The sequence below is a fragment of the Paraburkholderia sp. BL23I1N1 genome (genome assembly GCF_003610295.1).
GTDB lineage: Bacteria > Pseudomonadota > Gammaproteobacteria > Burkholderiales > Burkholderiaceae > Paraburkholderia.
In genome coordinates this window covers 1290394-1307752 of record NZ_RAPV01000002.1, presented here as the reverse complement: position 1 = coordinate 1307752, position 17359 = coordinate 1290394, and the positions used below count along the sequence as shown (strand labels likewise).

17 protein-coding genes are annotated in these 17359 nt (G+C 60.9%); 7 read left to right on the top strand and 10 right to left on the bottom strand.

Annotation, left to right across the window (positions count from 1 at the left end):
• Positions 1-166: 166 nt before the first annotated feature.
• From groL to B0G76_RS38500, 4 genes are all read right to left on the bottom strand, one after another.
• Complete coding sequence (gene groL, locus B0G76_RS38515; protein WP_120297885.1) at positions 167-1807, bottom strand: chaperonin GroEL; 1641 nt, start codon at positions 1805-1807, stop codon at positions 167-169.
• Between the two features lie 54 nt (positions 1808-1861).
• Positions 1862-2152 carry a co-chaperone GroES gene (gene groES, locus B0G76_RS38510; RefSeq protein WP_007178996.1) on the bottom strand — a complete coding sequence of 97 codons (291 nt, stop codon included), beginning with the start codon at positions 2150-2152 and terminating at the stop codon, positions 1862-1864.
• Between the two features lie 392 nt (positions 2153-2544).
• Positions 2545-2859 (bottom strand): hypothetical protein, encoded by a 315-nt coding sequence (locus B0G76_RS38505; protein ID WP_120297884.1) that lies wholly within the window; start codon positions 2857-2859, stop codon positions 2545-2547.
• Between the two features lie 93 nt (positions 2860-2952).
• Positions 2953-4413 (bottom strand): transposase domain-containing protein, encoded by a 1461-nt coding sequence (locus B0G76_RS38500; protein ID WP_147394146.1) that lies wholly within the window; start codon positions 4411-4413, stop codon positions 2953-2955.
• 410 nt (positions 4414-4823) lie between these two features.
• Here B0G76_RS38500 and B0G76_RS38495 point away from each other — a divergent pair, with 410 nt between their 5' ends.
• A complete protein-coding gene (locus tag B0G76_RS38495; protein WP_310793976.1) occupies positions 4824-5393 on the top strand; it encodes a helix-turn-helix transcriptional regulator in 570 nt (189 codons plus the stop codon).
• Positions 5394-6611: 1218 nt separating this feature from the next.
• Positions 6612-8348, top strand: coding sequence for an IS1634 family transposase (locus tag B0G76_RS38490; RefSeq protein ID WP_120290289.1), 1737 nt, complete (start codon positions 6612-6614; stop codon positions 8346-8348).
• Positions 8349-8664: 316 nt separating this feature from the next.
• Here B0G76_RS38490 and B0G76_RS38485 read toward each other — a convergent pair whose 3' ends face one another.
• Genes B0G76_RS38485 through B0G76_RS38460 form a run of 6 tightly spaced genes read right to left on the bottom strand, consistent with a single transcriptional unit; the run spans position 8665 to position 14263 of the window.
• Entirely contained in the window at positions 8665-8886 is a 222-nt protein-coding gene (locus B0G76_RS38485; protein ID WP_120297881.1) for a zinc ribbon domain-containing protein, read from the bottom strand.
• Positions 8887-8892: 6 nt separating this feature from the next.
• The gene (gene hydA / locus B0G76_RS38480; RefSeq protein ID WP_120297880.1) at positions 8893-10314 is read right to left on the bottom strand and encodes a dihydropyrimidinase; all 1422 of its coding nucleotides are present in this window, start codon (positions 10312-10314) and stop codon (positions 8893-8895) included.
• Positions 10311-11261, bottom strand: coding sequence for a dihydrodipicolinate synthase family protein (locus B0G76_RS38475; protein WP_120297879.1), 951 nt, complete (start codon positions 11259-11261; stop codon positions 10311-10313). The genes hydA and B0G76_RS38475 overlap by 4 nt, the downstream gene beginning before the upstream one ends.
• Positions 11258-12418: an FAD-binding oxidoreductase gene (locus B0G76_RS38470; protein ID WP_120297878.1), complete on the bottom strand. Its 1161-nt coding sequence runs from the start codon at positions 12416-12418 to the stop codon at positions 11258-11260. The genes B0G76_RS38475 and B0G76_RS38470 overlap by 4 nt, the downstream gene beginning before the upstream one ends.
• Positions 12415-13839, bottom strand: a complete 1425-nt coding sequence (locus B0G76_RS38465; protein WP_259460952.1) for an NAD(P)/FAD-dependent oxidoreductase — start codon at positions 13837-13839, stop codon at positions 12415-12417. Before B0G76_RS38465 ends, B0G76_RS38470 begins: the two co-directional genes overlap by 4 nt.
• Positions 13829-14263: a (2Fe-2S)-binding protein gene (locus B0G76_RS38460; protein ID WP_259460951.1), complete on the bottom strand. Its 435-nt coding sequence runs from the start codon at positions 14261-14263 to the stop codon at positions 13829-13831. Before B0G76_RS38460 ends, B0G76_RS38465 begins: the two co-directional genes overlap by 11 nt.
• Positions 14264-14293: 30 nt before the next feature.
• On the opposite strand from B0G76_RS38460, the gene B0G76_RS44445 reads away from it, so the two are divergent.
• The 5 genes from B0G76_RS44445 to B0G76_RS38440 all read left to right on the top strand — a co-directional run bounded on the left by B0G76_RS44445 (position 14294) and on the right by B0G76_RS38440 (position 17267).
• The gene (locus B0G76_RS44445; protein ID WP_259460972.1) at positions 14294-14533 is read left to right on the top strand and encodes a hypothetical protein; all 240 of its coding nucleotides are present in this window, start codon (positions 14294-14296) and stop codon (positions 14531-14533) included.
• Entirely contained in the window at positions 14472-15125 is a 654-nt protein-coding gene (locus B0G76_RS38455; RefSeq protein WP_259460968.1) for a transporter substrate-binding domain-containing protein, read from the top strand. The genes B0G76_RS44445 and B0G76_RS38455 overlap by 62 nt, the downstream gene beginning before the upstream one ends.
• A gap of 69 nt (positions 15126-15194) precedes the next feature.
• Positions 15195-15863: an amino acid ABC transporter permease gene (locus B0G76_RS38450; protein WP_120297876.1), complete on the top strand. Its 669-nt coding sequence runs from the start codon at positions 15195-15197 to the stop codon at positions 15861-15863.
• Positions 15863-16552, top strand: a complete 690-nt coding sequence (locus B0G76_RS38445; RefSeq protein WP_120297875.1) for an amino acid ABC transporter permease — start codon at positions 15863-15865, stop codon at positions 16550-16552. The genes B0G76_RS38450 and B0G76_RS38445 overlap by 1 nt, the downstream gene beginning before the upstream one ends.
• Entirely contained in the window at positions 16530-17267 is a 738-nt protein-coding gene (locus B0G76_RS38440; RefSeq protein WP_120297874.1) for an amino acid ABC transporter ATP-binding protein, read from the top strand. The genes B0G76_RS38445 and B0G76_RS38440 overlap by 23 nt, the downstream gene beginning before the upstream one ends.
• Positions 17268-17359 lie beyond the last annotated feature (92 nt).

Sequence of the window (17359 nt, the reverse complement as noted above, 5' to 3'; positions counted from 1 at the left end):
CGGTAGGCGCCCAGCAAGCGCTTCCGCTTTGGCTTGTGCTTCGGCCAAACAGCGCCCATAAAAAAACCCGCATTTCTGCGGGTTTTTTCTTTTGGAAAGCACGCCTCGCAGCGCACTTTCCCATGTGTTTCGAACTGAGCCTCTAACAAGAGAGGCCCAATCGAAATTACATGTCCATGCCCATGCCGCCCATGCCGCCGGGCATACCGCCGCCCATGGGAGCATCTTCCTTCGGCAGTTCGCAAACAGCTGCGTCGGTGGTCAACAGGAGACCCGCAACCGAAGCTGCGTTTTGCAGCGCCGTGCGCGTCACCTTCGTCGGGTCCACGACACCTGCGTCAACCAGGTCGACGTACTCGCCGGTTGCTGCGTTGTAGCCGTAGTTGCCCGTGCCAGCTGCAACAGCTGCCACCACGACGCTGGCTTCTTCGCCGCCGTTCGTGACGATCTGGCGCAGCGGCTCTTCCATCGCGCGCAGCACGATCTTGATACCTGCGTCCTGATCGGCGTTAGCGCCCTTCAGACCAGCGATTGCCGTACGTGCACGGATCAGAGCGACGCCGCCGCCAGCCACGATGCCTTCTTCCACAGCTGCGCGCGTTGCGTGCAGTGCGTCTTCGACACGTGCCTTCTTTTCCTTCATTTCGACTTCGGTCGCAGCGCCAACCTTGATCACTGCAACGCCGCCTGCCAGCTTGGCAACGCGTTCTTGCAGCTTTTCACGGTCGTAGTCCGACGTTGCTTCTTCGATCTGCGTGCGCACTTGCTTCACGCGCGCTTCGATCGTTGCTGCTTCGCCAGCGCCGTCGATGATCGTCGTGTTTTCCTTGCCCACTTCGATACGCTTCGCTTGACCCAGTTCGACCAGCGTTGCCTTTTCGAGCGTCAGGCCGGTTTCTTCAGCGATAACTTGACCGCCGGTCAGGATCGCGATGTCTTCCAGCATGGCCTTACGACGATCGCCGAAGCCCGGAGCCTTGACAGCAACCGTCTTCAGGATGCCGCGGATGTTGTTCACAACCAGCGTAGCCAGCGCTTCGCCTTCGACGTCTTCTGCGATGATCAGCAGCGGACGGCCAGCCTTGGCGACTTGTTCCAGGACCGGGAGGAGGTCACGAATGTTCGAAACCTTCTTGTCGTGCAGCAGCACGAACGGGTTTTCGAGCACAGCAACTTGCTTGTCCGGGTTGTTGATGAAGTACGGCGACAGGTAGCCGCGGTCGAATTGCATACCTTCAACCACGTCCAGCTCGTCTTGCAGCGACTTGCCGTCTTCAACCGTGATCACGCCTTCCTTGCCGACCTTGTCCATCGCTTCAGCGATACGGTCGCCGATCGACGAATCGCTGTTTGCCGAAATCGCGCCAACTTGAGCGATTTCCTTGTTGGTCGTGCACGGCTTGCTGATCTTGCGCAGTTCTTCGATCGCGGCCGTCACAGCCTTGTCGATACCGCGCTTCAGGTCCATCGGGTTCATGCCCGATGCAACGTACTTCATGCCTTCGCGGACGATCGACTGAGCCAGAACCGTTGCGGTCGTGGTGCCGTCACCTGCGTTGTCGCTGGTCTTGGAAGCAACTTCCTTGACCATTTGCGCGCCCATGTTCTGGAGCTTGTCTTTCAGTTCGATCTCTTTCGCGACCGAAACACCATCCTTCGTGACCGTCGGGCCGCCGAAGCTGCGTTCCAGGACAACGTTGCGACCCTTCGGGCCCAGCGTGACCTTCACAGCGTTCGCGAGGATGTTCACGCCTTCTACCATCTTGGCACGGGCGGAATCACCGAATACGACGTCTTTAGCTGCCATCTTCTAACTCCTTTAATTCTCTGGGATATGACCTGGAAAAGTAGCGACCAGCGCTTACTTCTGCACCACGGCCATGATGTCTTCTTCGCGCATCACGAGCAGTTCGTTGCCGTCGACCTTAACGGTCTGGCCTGCGTACTTGCCGAACAGGACGCGGTCACCAACCTTCACGTCGAGTGCGATTTGTGCACCCTTGTCGTCACGCTTGCCCGGGCCGACTGCCAGGATTTCGCCTTGATCCGGCTTTTCCGCTGCGGCTTCGGGGATCACGATGCCCGACGCAGTCTTGGTTTCTTGATCCAGACGTTTGACGATCACGCGATCATGCAAAGGACGAAGGTTCATACATACTCCTCTCTTGATTGAGACTGAAGAACGCTGAGAAAACCCAGCTGACTGAGCCAACTGGCAATATTGTTAGCACTCTCGTGCAGCGAGTGCTAATTATATGGACGGGTGGTGACAAATTCAAGAAGGGATGTGGACATTGATGTCGAGATTCTGTCGGTACGCAGAAAAACTGGGCAATCTGGCGCGGAAAAAGCTGGCAGAAGGCTTCGCAGCATCGGAAGACGGCCGGAAAACGGCATGAAATTCGGGTATACACCTATCCATCTTGGGCGAAAGCGCTGTTTCCAGCCTATCCTGGATGCCCAATCGTAGAGCTGGCTGCCCGGTCGGGCACGAGGTGGATCGGCTGGCTAGGGTACGTTTCATCCACGCACAACGACAACGGCCTAGCGCGCAGGGGACATCGAACGCTCAAGCCGGTCCGATATCAAGGCAAGAAGTGCCGCCATGTCGTGGCGCCCGACCCAGTCCAGCGTCTCATCCTGCGCCGCCCTGCTGCTGGTACTACAGAGTCCCGAAATCGCCTTGAGTGCCGCTACAGCCTGGCACATGTCCCATTCCCGGTCACACTGCCGGTCCAGTTCATCGTCGAGTTGTCCGGATGCCTCGTCGGGAACAGAGTCACCGATTACCTGCTCACGTCTATGGTCCATATCGCACCCCACCATTTTCAAGTGCTTCCCCGCGGGTTCGTTTTTCATTTCTGCCGCCTTCTATGCCAGCCGGCGCGACGGCACGTTTATCTGCCGCACATTCGGCCACGACAAGAGCGGCAGGTCATCAAGCTTCAGGATCTAGCGCAGTAGTGACGCAAAGCGCCGATCATCCAGACCGGAGAGCCGCCGCGCCGCGATGTTCCCCTCGCGGTTCAGATCGCCATAAACCTGCATGGGACTGCGCTTTTCCATCCCCTGTCCCCGGTGCGGCGCGCGATGATACGCGTTCACCTCTTCGGCAAGCACCTTGCGGAACATCGACAGCGGGACAGCCTCCTTCGCATCCCATTCTTCGGGCCGAGCTTCAGGCTTGTGGCCGCAATATGCGCCCTGGAACTCCGGACGCGGCTCAGTCCGCTCCTTGATTGTGCCGGAGGCGCGTTCGATCGGTTTCGACTGGCCATGCGCCGTCATCGCCCATGTAATCTGCACACCGAGCATCGGGAACAGACCAATAATCTCGTCCTCTTTGACCTTGCCACGACGACGCCACGGCGCACCACCGGAAATCTCTTTCGCCGCGTTTTCCATGCCGTTGTCCATTAAAACGCCGCGTGGGATTACCCGATTCGTTCGTGTCATCGCGCTGAGAAACGCTTGTCGAACGACATCGGCATCGAGCGACGCAGAGATCGCATAGCCGAGAATGACGCGTGTGCGAACTTCCTGGATGCCGAGGACGTATGGACGCAGCACGCGCCCCTTCACGCCGAGACTACCGTCGTCATCACGGACCATCAGGTCAATTTTTCTGCCGTCGAGACACCACAATTCGTGCAGGCTAAGCGACGTGTAGTCGCGGCGCTGTGTGGGCGACAGGGCTTTCAGTGCGGTCCCGCCGCTCTTAAGCAAAGTGCGGACGTCTTCCCGCAAACGAAGGAAATCGCGTTTTGCCGTGTCGTAGGACGGAATCGACCAGCCCAGCGGATCGCCTTTATCCCGAGTTCGCGCCCACGCCGAGCGAACTTTTGCGCCCGGCGTCATCGCTGCCGACAGGTAGAACTCCCATGCGCCCGGTGTCCATTCAGCCTTCTTCGCGTTGTCGATTCGATAGTCTGGACACAGCAGGGCAAGCCAGTGTTCGCGTGGATGCCCCTGAACCGATTTCAGCCAGCGATTTAACGCCATACGGCCGATCCCATGATCACGCTGAATTTCCGCATAAGCGGTCATCCGACTCACGCCCGCCTGAACTGCATCAAACCACGACAGCACCGCGACAAGATTACGCTCAGCACGAGTCTTGAGCTTGTCGGAAGCATCCTCGAATCGCCGCCACAACTCATTGTCTGTCTCACCCGGCTCACGCCTCTCACTGTCAGGCGAATGGCCGCCGTCAAGCCTAAAGCGTGCAGCGTAGTATTGCGCTTGGACGTCAGGAGGAAGGCTATCGAGCCGAATTCGATATTGCGCCCCACCATTTCCCGGAATCGTGTGTGCGACATATAGGCGCGCGTCAATGCGGCGCTTAATCGTGCTCTTGTTGACACCAAGAAGCGCAACAGCTTCTTGAGTCGTTATCCAGGCGTCGTTACTCACGGAGAATCCTCATCTATCTGCGTCTTCGGGGAGCGTTGCAGACGAATTTCGGGTTCCGGTCTGTGCAACACCGTCGAGCTGGCAGCTGTTGCGCTCGCGACCACTTAACTCCCTCCCCTCAACCCGCACTGCCCCATTTTGATCCGATCTGCCAAAGCGGCACGCCACGCGACCACCGATTACCGTATGCACTCCTGACTTACAATGGCGGTCTGTAGCCGCCTTCCGAACTGACACTAAGTACACGCGGGATAGTCTTTCCTCGACGGGCTCATGACGAGCGGCGGTAGAATCGTTCGATTGAATTACCGGCCCGGCAATGTGCTCGTTACGAGCACAAATATAGGATACGATTCATACACATGTCAAGCAGCGCGGATCAGAGCTCGTCCAAGGGCACCCGAGAATCGATATGGGCGAAACTGCGTAAGGAGTCGGGCGCGAGGCTTCGCGAAGAAAGAATGCGTCTCAAGCTTTCGCAGGAGGCGTTCGCAGAAAGGGTAGGCGTCCATCGCCGAACGCAAGTTAATTACGAGGCAGGAGAGCGAGAGCCCGACGTAGCGTATTACGAAGCGGCGGCTTCTTTAGGGATTGATCTGCCCTACGTCCTGGAAGGCGATAGAATCGAAAAGCTGCCCGCTCTCGCGGCGAAAGTTGCGGCAAGGCTTTTTGGCGGTGACATCAGCCCTGCGGGAGCCAGTGTGCAAGCTCTTGAGAACCTTTTCTATCTATTTGCGCTGGATGAGGTACAGAGTGCCTCTCAATCTGGTGCGCTTTCCATCGGCAAGGCGCAGGCGGAAGCGCTCGTTCGAACAGCAGTGGAGAAAAGCGACGAGTTTGAAGAGGCGTTCGACGCGATTTGTAGATATGCGGGACGACTCGGGAGCCTCTCGGGGAGCGACCTTGCCAACCTTGTATTCGAGACGCTACAGCGGCACGGCAGCGCCGTTTTTTCCGGCAAACACCCGCGTGCGCGATAAGATCCGCTTGATCGCCGACGACGTCATCGAAGAACACCGAGCAAAGTTGGCTCGCTGACGGCATCTATCTCCACAACCATTTCCTTGTTGCTCCACCTTTGACGTACCGATTGACGCGGGTGCAAACCAGCAGCGATGTCGGTTGGCTGCTCGCTTCAGGCCTGCTCGGTTTTTTTGCGTGAAGTGCCGGTTGTTCGTTCGTTTTGCCATTTTCATCTGAGCATCAGCAACCGCTGGCGGGCCGTCTGGCAAGGATTCACACGAATTTCGTTCTTGCGTATCAATGCTCGTTCTGGGTGCTTCCCCACAAGATTCACTTAACTTTGAACTTTGTTCACTTAAGTTTGAGCTCGCAACCTACATCCGGACGCCGAGTCGGCGCGCTTTTCACATAAAAAACAATTACTTAGAATGGAAATTTCCGTTCTGCATTGTGGTGCGTGGAGTACGATACTTAGTCTTTTTTCTGGCGAAATCTGCCTGCAAATCTTGATAGCCGACGGCAACACTAGGGTAAATCCCGGAACAGATCACACCCTCAAGTCACGCTCGCGGAATTCGAAAAAACACGACACGACCGGCGACCGCCATCCTATAGCTCTCCGTGACCAGCGGTTCCTGTGTTATGCGACCTCCCAGCTGCGACGGTCGGCTTGCCCCGCCCTCCAGTGCGCGCACGACACGGTAAGGGCGTGCTTTGCTTGCGCTTTCGGCGCCTCGCCTGAGTTTCTCTTCCGTGACGACCACCTTGTCGTTGTCCACCAGCACTTTTACTTCATCTGTTGCAGGAGGCGCGGCCGCTCCTTGCGCTGTGGCAGCGCTCGCGCTGAAGCTTGTCAACAGTAGCGCAACGACCGGGAGTGAGACGAAATAACAGACTGGTTTGTTCACGGCAAACCTACCCACGGGGGGATCCCCGGAAAATTGCCGAACACGGCAGGCGACGCGAAGTACGCAAAGTGTCTCGCCAATTGGCGGACGACTGAGGGTGCGTTCGTCGGCGGAACGCTCGCAAGTCACCGCTACGCTCCTGTTTCTGTCGCAACACGGTATCCGGCAGACGTTCTAAACCGAAGTTCCCCCATCCACCCAAGCCACCAAGCGGGTGCAAGCCCCCGTGTTTCAAGGCATCCGCGCTTTCGAAGCCCTTCCTGTGGATTACAAAAGGTAGTCACTAAAATTTCTTGAAATCTACGCAATATTACCTATATTTGTTCTATGGCAAGCAGGACTGGAACCGCTCACGTCGTCACCACAACGCGCACTTACAAGGGCACGGTGTACCGCACGCACCTGCTGCGACGTAGCTACCGCGAGGACGGCAAGGTCAAGAACGAGACGCTGGGCAACCTCTCGCATCTGCCCGAGCCGCTGATCGAGATCATTCGGCGCTCGCTGCAGGGCGAGACGTTCGTCCCGCTGGGCCAGGCGTTCGAAGTCACCGGCTCCCTCGCTCACGGCCATGTGCAGGCCGTTGAGTTGGCGATGCAGCGCCTGGACTTCGCGTCGCTGCTGGGCAGCAAGCCCTCACCTGAGCGCGAACGGGTGCTGGCGATGGTGGCCGCGCGCATCGTGGCGCCGCACACAAAGCTGGCCACCACGCGCTGGTGGCACACCACCACGCTGGCGACGGACTTCGGCGTGGCCGACGCGAACGAGGACGATCTGTACGCGGCGATGGACTGGCTGCTCGCGCGCCAGGACGCGATCCAGAAGAAGCTCGCCGCGCGGCATTTGAGCGCCGGCGGCCTGGTGCTGTACGACCTGAGTTCGAGCTACTTCGAGGGCACCACCTGCCCGCTGGCCCGGCTGGGCCACAACCGCGACGGCAAGAAGGGACTGCTGCAGGTCAATTACGGACTGCTCACCGATGCGCGGGGCTGCCCGGTGGCGGTGTCGGTGTATGAAGGCAACGTGGCCGACAGCAGCACCTTCCTGCCCGAGGTGCAGCGCCTGCGCGAGAGCTTCGGCGTCGGGCAGCTGGTGATGGTCGGCGATCGCGGCATGATCTCCAGCAAGGCCATCGACGAGCTGCGCGAGACGCAGGGCATCGACTGGATCACGGCCTTGAAGAGTGCATCGATCCGCGCACTGGTCGAGCAGGGCCAACTGCAGCTGGGGCTGTTCGATGAGCACAACCTCATGGAGATCGCCTCGCCGGAGTATCCCGGCGAGCGGCTGGTGGCGTGTCGCAATCCGCAGCTCGCGACGCTGCGAGCGCACAAGCGGCAGGACCTGCTCGCTGCTACCGAAAAGAACCTGCAGCAGATCAAGGAACGCGTGGAAGCGGGCAGACTCAAGGGCGCCGATGCGATTGGGCTGCGCGTGGGCAAGGTGGTCAACCAGTACAAGGTGGCCAAACACTTTGAACTGCAGATCAGCGACGGGAGCTTCTCGTTTACGCGCAAGCACGAGGCGATCGCCGCGGAGGCCGCGCTGGACGGCATCTACATCATCCGTACTTCGGTCGAGGCCACGCGCATGGAGGCGGCCGAGTGCGTGCGCAACTACAAGGCGCTGGCCAACGTCGAGCGGGCCTTCCGCAGCCTCAAGACGGTGGACCTGAAGGTGCGCCCAATCCACCATCGCACGGCTGCTCGGGTGCGCGCGCACATTCTGCTGTGCATGCTCGCCTACTACGTGGAATGGCACATGCTCGAAGCCTGGCGCGAACTGATGTTCGCCGACACCGACCTGGCGGCCAAGGCCACGCGCGACCCGGTGGCGCCGGCGCAGCGCTCGCAGCAGGCGCAGGAGAAGGTGGTGAGTCGCACCGTGGCGGATGGCTCGCCCGTCCACAGCTTCTCCACGCTGATGGCCGAGCTGGGCAGCATTGTGCGCAACACCTGCCGCACACCAGGAGCTGGCCCCGAGGCGCCGACGTTCGACATCATCACCACGCCCAATGTGACGCAGCGTCACGCACTCGATCTGATCAGACAGATCCACCCGTAGACAGAAACCGGATCTCCGAATTTATGCCGGTGCCTGTGGCACGGGGGCAAACTCGCCCGGCCAATACTGGAACTTCGGTCTAAAGGCCTGACGGCATGAGCGCCGTCGTCTGAAAGCGTAGCGCACGGTCGTTGGCTAATTGCTGACGACCGTGCCTGAAGAGGACGTTGCCTGTTTAAAGCTGGCGAAATCATCTGCGGCGGCCAACGTGGCTTCGATAGCTCGATCGATGCCAATGTCCGCATCGTGAAGCGCTCCGGACATCTGCTTTCGGGAAAGGCGACCGGTTACTCCCGTCGCCGTTCAAGTCAGCTTTCTAGTGACAGCAACCGCAGCCACCTTGATGCCTGAAGCCATAGGCCCCTTCTTCCGCCGGCATTTTCCCGGCGCGCTGCGCCAGCAGCACCGTCGAACCGCTGACGATGCGCGGCGATAACAGCCCGCACTCCGGGCACGACATTCGCTCATCACGCATGGAAACCGGGCGGATGGCATCGAACGTCCCGCATGCGTCGCAGGCATACTCATAGATTGGCATGGCGTTCTACCAGTGACCGCCCAGTTCGCCGCGCGCGACAAACTGTCCCTGACCGGTCCGTCCGACCCAGTCGCCGTTGTCGATCAGCAACTCCCCCCGTAGCAGCACTTTTTTCACCCGGCCCGTGACCGTGCGACCTTCGAACAGCGTGAAGTCGCAATCGCCGTGTTGCGAGTCCGCGCTGATCATGTGCTGCTCGTTCGGATCGAACAGGACGATATCGGCGTCGCTGCCGATCGCGAGTGTTCCCTTCTTCGGGAACAGGCCGAAAAGCCTGGCTGGCGCAGTCGACATCAACTCGACGAAGCGATTGAGCGTGATGCGGCCGCCTCGCACGCCACCGTCGTAGACCACCGTCATACGTGTTTCGACACCAGGCACGCCATTCGGGATCTTCGAAAAATCATCGCGTCCAAGCGGCTTCTGGTTGACATTGCCGCGGTGACCCTCCTTCATGCAATACGGACAGTGATCGGTCGAGATCAGTTGCAGATCGTCGGTCTTGAGCGCGGTCCAGAGCGCGTTCTGCGCCTCTTTCGAGCGCAATGGCGGACTCATCACGTAACGCGCGAGTTCGAAGCTGTCGTCGGCGTACGCCGATTCATCGAAGAACAGATAGTGCGGACAGGTCTCCGCGAACACCGGAATGCCCAGGTCGCGCGCTTCGATCACATGCTTCAATGCCTCTTTCGCCGAAAGATGTACGAAATAAACCGGTGCTTCGGCGAGTTCGGCGAGCTTGATGCCGCGATGTGTCGCTTCGCCCTCCATGATCGCAGGGCGCGTCAGCGCGTGATAACGCGGCGCGGTATGGCCCTGCGCGAGCGCCTCGCGAATCAGCAGGTCGATGACCGTGCCGTTTTCGGCATGCAACGCGATCATGCCGCCGTGCTGGCCGACCATCCGCATCGCCTGAAAAATAGCGGCGTCGTCCGACATGACCGTGCCGGGATAGGCCATGAACATCTTGAAGCTCGAGACACCTTCGTGACGAATCGCGTATTGCATGTCGCCAAGCACGCGCTCATCCACCTGCGTCACGATCACGTGAAAACCGTAGTCGATGCTCGCGGCCGATGCCGCCTTCGATTGCGCCCGCGAGATCGCGTCGAGAGGGCTCGTGCCGGCGGTTTGCAATGCGAAGTCGATAATCGTCGTCGTTCCGCCGAAGGCCGCTGAACGCGTGCCCGACGCAAAGTTGTCGCAGGTCACCGAGGCCCCGAAGGTGTTCTCCATGTGCGTATGGCAATCGACGCCTCCGGGAAACACGAGCAGCCCTGCCGCATCGATCACGCGTGCATCCGGTCCACCGTCGAGATTCAGTCCGATGCTGACGATGCGCTCGCCTTCGACGAGGATGTCGGCGACGTAGTCGTCAACGGCCGTAATGATGCGGCCGCCTTTGACGAGGGTTGGGGTCGGGCTCATGAATCACTCCGTTGAGTGTCGGTTGCAATGGCGAGCGCGTCTTCGAGACGCGTCAGCTCCGCATGGGAAAGCGGCGAGATCGGCGGGCGCATCGAGGGATGCGGAAAGTGGCCCAGCAAGTGCAGGCAGGCTTTCAGGCGCGCATTGGCATACGAGCCGGGCGCGGTTCCGTAGATAGCCTTCGCAAGCGGATAGATGCGCTCATGAAGCTGCTGCGCGCGGCCGAGATCGCCGTGTTCGACAGCGCGATACAGCGCCACGACCAGTTCAGGCACGACGGCCGCAAGGCTGACGAGGCTGCCTTCGGTACCGATCGCAAAACAGGTGAACAGGTGTTCGTCGCCGGAAGCCATCACGGCTACATGCGGCGCGATCGATTTGACGAGCCGGCGGTTCGCTTCGTACGCGGCAGTCTCCCAACTGCCTTCCTTGATGGCTACGACCTCGGGCAAGCCGACGAGCGCGGCAAGCATCTGCGGCGTGTAGGCCATGCCGCCCGTGGCGACGCCGGCCTGGTAAAGCATCATGGGCAGGCGGGCCTCGGCGTTGGCGATCCGGTGGTGCGTCACAACGGTATCGAGATCGGTCGACAGCGCCCATGAGAACGGCGGAAACAGCAGCATGGCATCGGCGCCGGCCTGTCTTGCGTCATTGGCGTGGGCCTGCGCCTCATAGCTGTCCTCAGCATTCACGCCGGCGACGATGATCGAGCGATCGCCGCAGACCGCATGCGCAATTTCCACGACGCGCCGCTTGTCCGCCGCCGGGAGCGTGAAGTTCTCGCCGGCATGGCCGTTCACCAGAAGCCCGGCAATGCCGTCGACGCTCGCCACCGCTTCGATATGCCGTTCGAGCGCCACTTCGTCCACGTGTCGCCCATCCGCGTCGAGGGGGCAGAGCGTGGAGGCGTAGACGCCGTTGAATGGGTCGGCATGCGTAGGGATCATTCTGTCTTTTCCCGATGAAGTTGGGCGGGCGCATCGTCATGAACGACGAGCCGCGCTGGATCGAAGAGGGGCAACTCGGGTTCTTCGCCGAGGATGCTCTGGGCAAGCAGCTTGCCCATGTAGGGACCGCTGGTGTAACCGGAGTGCGCACAACCGATCACCCACGCATCGGGGGAACCGGGGAGCGCGCCGATCATCGGCATGGCGTCAGCGGTTTCGGCTTCGAGGCCGAGCCAGATGCGAGCCACGCGCGCCTTGGCGAGCGCGGGGATCACATGCTGCGCGAGCCGGAGATTGCCGATCAGGTTGTCCGGCACTGTTTCCACGCCACCCCGCGCGCGATCGCCGATACCTTGCCAGCCGCCGCCTATCAGGACACTGCCGTTGGCGAACTGCTTCATCGATAGCAGCCCGTTCGCAATGCTCAGCACCGACTTCATCACGGGCGGCATGCGTTCAGTGACGATCAACTGGTTGACGAGCGTCTTGACGGGGATGCGGATGCCGAGCATCGCGAGCAGGGGCTCCAGCCACACGCCGCCCGCCATCACCAGACGCGTCGCACCGATACGGATCGCGTCGTCCGGGCCGTACACCTGATACATCCCCGCGACGCGCTCGATGCGCGTTACCGGTGTCTGCTCGAAAACATGGACGCCCGCTTCACGCAACGCCGCATGGAAGGCGCGGCCCGTGAGATAGGCACTGGCGAAACCGTCGGTTGCGCAGTACGCGGCTTGCAGCATCGCGGGATTCAGGCCTGGCTCGACGGCGAGCGCGGCATCCCGGTCGAGCAGATCGATCTGCGCGCCGTACTCGCGCCTCGCCGCCGCGCGTTGCTGCAGCAGCACTTTCTCGGATTCCGTGAAGGCAAGCGCAAGGCCGGGCGCCGGCGTGGCGAGCACACCGTGGCTTAGCCACGTGTCGGTGTTCATCCACATTGTCCACCCGCGGATCGCATAGGGAACGAGCGCGGCACGCGTCATATGCAGCGTCAGCGTGCCGGCGTTGACGCCCGACGCGCCACGGCACAGCGCATCGCGTTCGATCACCGCCACTCGCATGCCGGCTCGCGCCAGAAAGAGTGCGGTGGTGCATCCCATCACGCCGCCGCCAAGCACGGCGACATCGAATGCGATCGTCGTCGGCTGGTTCATAACGGCGCAGCCTTCGGGATCGGGATGTCGTCGTAGCTGAATTCTCCAGTCAGCGCTTCAACCGTTACGGGCCGCAGCGGCGTGCGGGCAGAAAAACAGCCCGCGCGTTCGCGCGAGCCGCCGCATGCGCGTGCCGCAAGCAGTTCCGCCGCCACGTCCCCGCACGTGCGGCCCTGGCACGGTCCCATGCCGCAGCGCGTCCAGGCCTTGAGCTGGTTCACGTCGTGCGCGCCGGCGTCGCAAGCGGCATCGATCTCGGCGCGCGTCACGTCCTCGCATCGACAGACGATGGTTTGCGGCCCAATGCTGTCGGTGTGACCGGCTCGTAGCGCCATCAATTGCGCCATCGCGCGACCGAAGCGCGCCGCCTTGAGGTGCGCCCGACGCGTGGACGACAGGCGTGACCGCAGCCGCGCGATGTCCGCGCCGCCAAGCTCGATGGCGCAGGCGAGTCCGGCGAGCGTGCCGTGGTGGCTCGCCGCGGCTGCACCGGCGATACCTGCGCCGTCGCCCGTCACGTAGAGCCGGGGACGCGAGGTTCGGCAGTCCTCGTCGGTGATGGCGATCCACCCGCCCGCCTGCCGCGAGTACCGGTGCTCCGCGCGCAGGAGACGCGTGATTTCGCTTGACGGGGTCAGCCCATGACCGACCGCGATGCAGTCGGCGTCCACGCCGATGCGCTCCCCTGAGACGGGCCGCCCCGCTGCGTCGCACGGCGCTAGCGTCGCGTGCAGCCGATCGCCGGCGGGCTCGACTTTGACTATCGTGTGCCGCGAATGAATCGGCACGCCTGCGTGGCAAATCTCGCGCCACCAGTGGAAACCCTCGCGCATCAGATCGGGGCGCGACGCCGTGGCGGGGAGCGCATGGGCCCAGTCGCCAAGGCTCGCGATATCGGCGATTGCTTCGACCTTGCCACCGCTTGCTATCGTCTTCGCCGCGACGGCCGCCAGCAACGGCCCGCAACCTGCGACTAGCGTCGAGCGGCCCGGCAGGATGCCTTGCGATTTGAGGAGGATCGTGGCGGCGGCGAGCCCAATGACACCGGGCGTGGTCCACCCGTCGAAGGGCACGACACGTTCCGTGGTTCCCGCTGCGACGATCAGCGCGCGACCGGTGCAATGCACGGGGCCAGCGGGACCCGCGGCATCGACGCGATAGTCGGCGGTGACGGCCCAGACCACGTGATTGAAGTAGGTGGTGACCTTACTTTCGGCGAGTTCGTGCCGTAGAGCGTCGCCCGCTTGCCAGTCCGCACCCGGCGGAACAGCGGCGTTGACCGGTGCCCGATAGACCTGCCCGCCGGCCGCCGGATTCTCATCGAACAGCGCAACCTTAAGACCTGCCGCCGACGCGGCCAGCGCCGCGTTCACGCCGGCCGGGCCGCCGCCGAGCACGAGGACATCGAAGTCAGACGTCAAGGCCGATCTCCGGTACTTTGTCGACGCGCATTCCTTCAATGACTGTCGTCCGGCATGCAAGCGCGCGGCGACCATCGACTATGACGAGACACTCCTGACAAGACCCCATCAAACAGAACATGCCGCGCGGCGCATCATTGCGCGGACTCGCCCGTAGCGTCTTCGTACCTGAGGCGAACAGCGCAACCGCCACGCTTTCGCCTTGGCAAGCCCGCACCGGCCGGCCGTCGAAGAGAAATCTCACAGTAGCCGCGCCACCTGTCCTGTCGATGCGCATGGTCTTCTCACCCAGCATGAGACATGCTCCCTTGACAACTAATTTCATCGATGTTTTTATCTTATCGTATACGTTTCGTATACACAAAATGGCCAAAATAAAGGCGGTCCGGGAAGCGTCCGAACCGTGCACGAGAACGGTCAGCACTCGCCCCCGAACCTATTACGGAGTCGCCGCATGAAATCCTCGATCCTCCTCACCCGCATGCTCGCCGTGGGTATTGCCGCCTGCGCGTTGCTCGGCTCGTTCGACGCCAGTGCCCGCACGCTCGACGAAATCATCGCGTCGAAGAAGATCGTGTTCGGCATCAACCCGAACCTGCCGCCGCTCGGCATTTACGACGCGAAAAAACAACATCGACGGCTTCGATGTCAGCATTGCCAAGAAGATTGCCGACTCACTCGGCGTGAAGCTTGAAATCGTTCCGGTTGGCTCGAACGATCGCGTACCGTTTCTGATGACCGACAAGATCGACGCGGTGATGGGCGGCATGACGCGCAACGCGGATCGCCTGAAGGTGGTTGATTTCACCGACCCGGTCAACACCGAAGTGCTAGGTGTCCTGACGACACAGGCGACGTCCTATTCAGACTGGACCCAGTTGAACGATCCGGCGGTACGCCTCGTTCAGGTACGCGGCACGACGCCTATCCAGCTGATCCATGACAAACTGCCCAAGGCGCAGCTTCTGATCCTCGACAACTATCCGGATGCGGTTCGCGCGATTGCCCAGGGCCGCGCCGATGCATTGATCGACGTGCTCGACTTCATGCTGAGCTACACGAAGAACTATCCGACGAAATGGCGTGTGGTGGATGCGCCGATCGAAGTGGACTACGACTGCATCGGCGTGCAAAAGGGCAATATGGCACTGACGCAGCGTCTGAACAAGGAAATCGGCACGTTGCAGAAGAACGGCTTTGTTGCCGCAAGCTGGAAGAAGTGGTTCGGCAGCGCCATGCTGCACGATCCAACCGCCTCGCCCACGCCTGTTGCAGCCGCGCAGTAAGGGAAACTGGCGACAGCGCTCGTCGCCGTGACGGACGAGCACTGCGCATCCGGCGGGAGCCACGATTCGATGACCCTACATTTCGAGCCCATCCTCCAGCAGTGGCCTTATCTGCTTGCCGGCGCATGGCTCAGCCTGCAGATCGCCGTGCTCGCGTTTGGGTTCGGCATGATCATCGGCCTCGTCTGTGCTTCCGTATTGCGCTATGGGCCGGCGTTTTTGCGCAAGGTGGTGATGGCTTATGTGATATTCGCGACCAACACGCCGCAACTCGTGCAGATCTTTTTCCTGTTCTTCGCACTGCCTGAGATCGGTGTGACCCTTTCGCCGTTCACGGCGGTGCTGATCGGGGCGACATTCAATGCGGGTGCATATCTGTGCGAGATCCAGCGCGCGGGTTTCAATTCGGTCCGGCTGATGGAGATCGAAGCCGCTGAGGTGCTCGGCTTCTCCACGCCACAGATCGTGCGGCACGTGATTTTGCCGCACGTGCTGAAGGTGATGTTCCCGCCGCTGTCGAACCAGTTCATCGTCATGACGCTCGGCACGTCGATGGCGTCGATCTTCGGCGTCGAGGAACTGACAGGGCGCACGTATAACCTCAGTTCGCAAACCTACCTTTCGGTCGAGGCGTTCAGCGTGGCCGGCGTTCTGTACGTCGCCGTTACGCTGATCGCGACTTTCGCGCTGGCGATGATCGGGCGTTATGTCTGTCGCGCCAAAATCAAGGTGTTTTGATGTTCGCTTCCTCACAGGCCGAAATCGCACAACTGTTTTCTTTCTACAACCTGCTCCTGCTGGTGGAAGGCCTTGCTGCAACCTTCGTGCTGTCGGCGGCCGGCTGCTTTACGGGCTTTCTGGCGGGCTTTGTCATAGCGATTGTCCGTGTCACGCATTCCCGCACGATGGCACCTTTGCGCGCCCTTGCCTTTGTCTATTGCTTCCTGTTTCGCCGCATCCCGTTTCTGGTCACACTGATACTTGTGTTCTTCGCGAGCCAAACGTCGAAAGCAAATCTCTCGACGTTTGCCGTCGCGTCGCTGAGCGTCTGTCTGATCGCTTCCGCCTTCCTCGGCGAGATCATTCGAAGCGGACTCGAATCGGTCCATAAGAATCAATGGGAAGCCGCGCAGACGCTGAATTTTTCGTACTTCGAATCGCTGCGCTTCGTCATCGTGCCGCAGGCGTGGCGCGTGATAGTGCCGCCCACGTTCGGGTTCTTCGTCATGTTCATCAAGGACACGGCACTTGCCTCGCAGATCGGGGTGATGGAACTAACGTCGGCGGGCAAGGTGCTGACCAACAAGGGCTTTTCCTCGTGGCTCGTGTACGGCACGGTGTTAGTGCTTTATTTTGTGATGTCGTACCCGTTGTCGCGCTTGGGTAAGCGCCTGGAGAAGAAACTTGCCGCAACTCGAAATCGTTGATCTGAAGGCGTCGTATGGGCCGCACACGGTCTTCGAACGTATCAACCTCTCGGTCGAGAAAGGTGAAATCGTCAGCCTGATCGGACCGTCCGGATCGGGTAAAAGCACGTTGCTGCGCGTTTTACTGGGACTGTTGCCGCCGGAGCACGGCAGCGTGCGGCTGAACGGCGATCTCGTGAACTATGCGGACAAGGCGGCCGTACGGTCGTTGCGCTCGGAAATCGCGATCGTCTTTCAACAATACAACCTGTTCCAGAACATGACCGTGCTGGACAACGTGATGATCACGCCTACCCGGATCAAGGGGTGGCCGCGCAAGCAGGTGGAAGAGGATGCCATCCGGCTGCTGACGCGCGTGGGCCTGGAGCACAGGCTGAAAGCGTATCCGGACGAGTTGTCAGGTGGTCAGCAGCAGCGTGTGGCAATCGCCCGCGCGCTGGCGTTGAAGCCAAACGTGCTCTTTCTTGATGAAGTCACCGCGGCGCTCGACCCCGAACTCGTCACCGAGGTGCTCGATACGATTCGCGCCCTGGCGTTGGAGGGCATCACCATGTTTATCGTGTCGCACGAGATGAGCTTCGTGCGCGAGGTGTCGTCGAAAGTCGTGTTCATGGCCGGCGGCCACGTGATCGAGACAGGCTCACCGCAGCAGATTTTCGATGCTCCGCAGGAAGTCCGCACGCGCGAATTCGTCGGCAAGATCCTGCGCCATTGATGGATTCGATGGGGCCGCAAGTCGCTAGCGGGGCGCATGGCGCATTGCCACCTAAACGATCGCGCTCGCACTCGCCGATCTGCTGGTGCGAG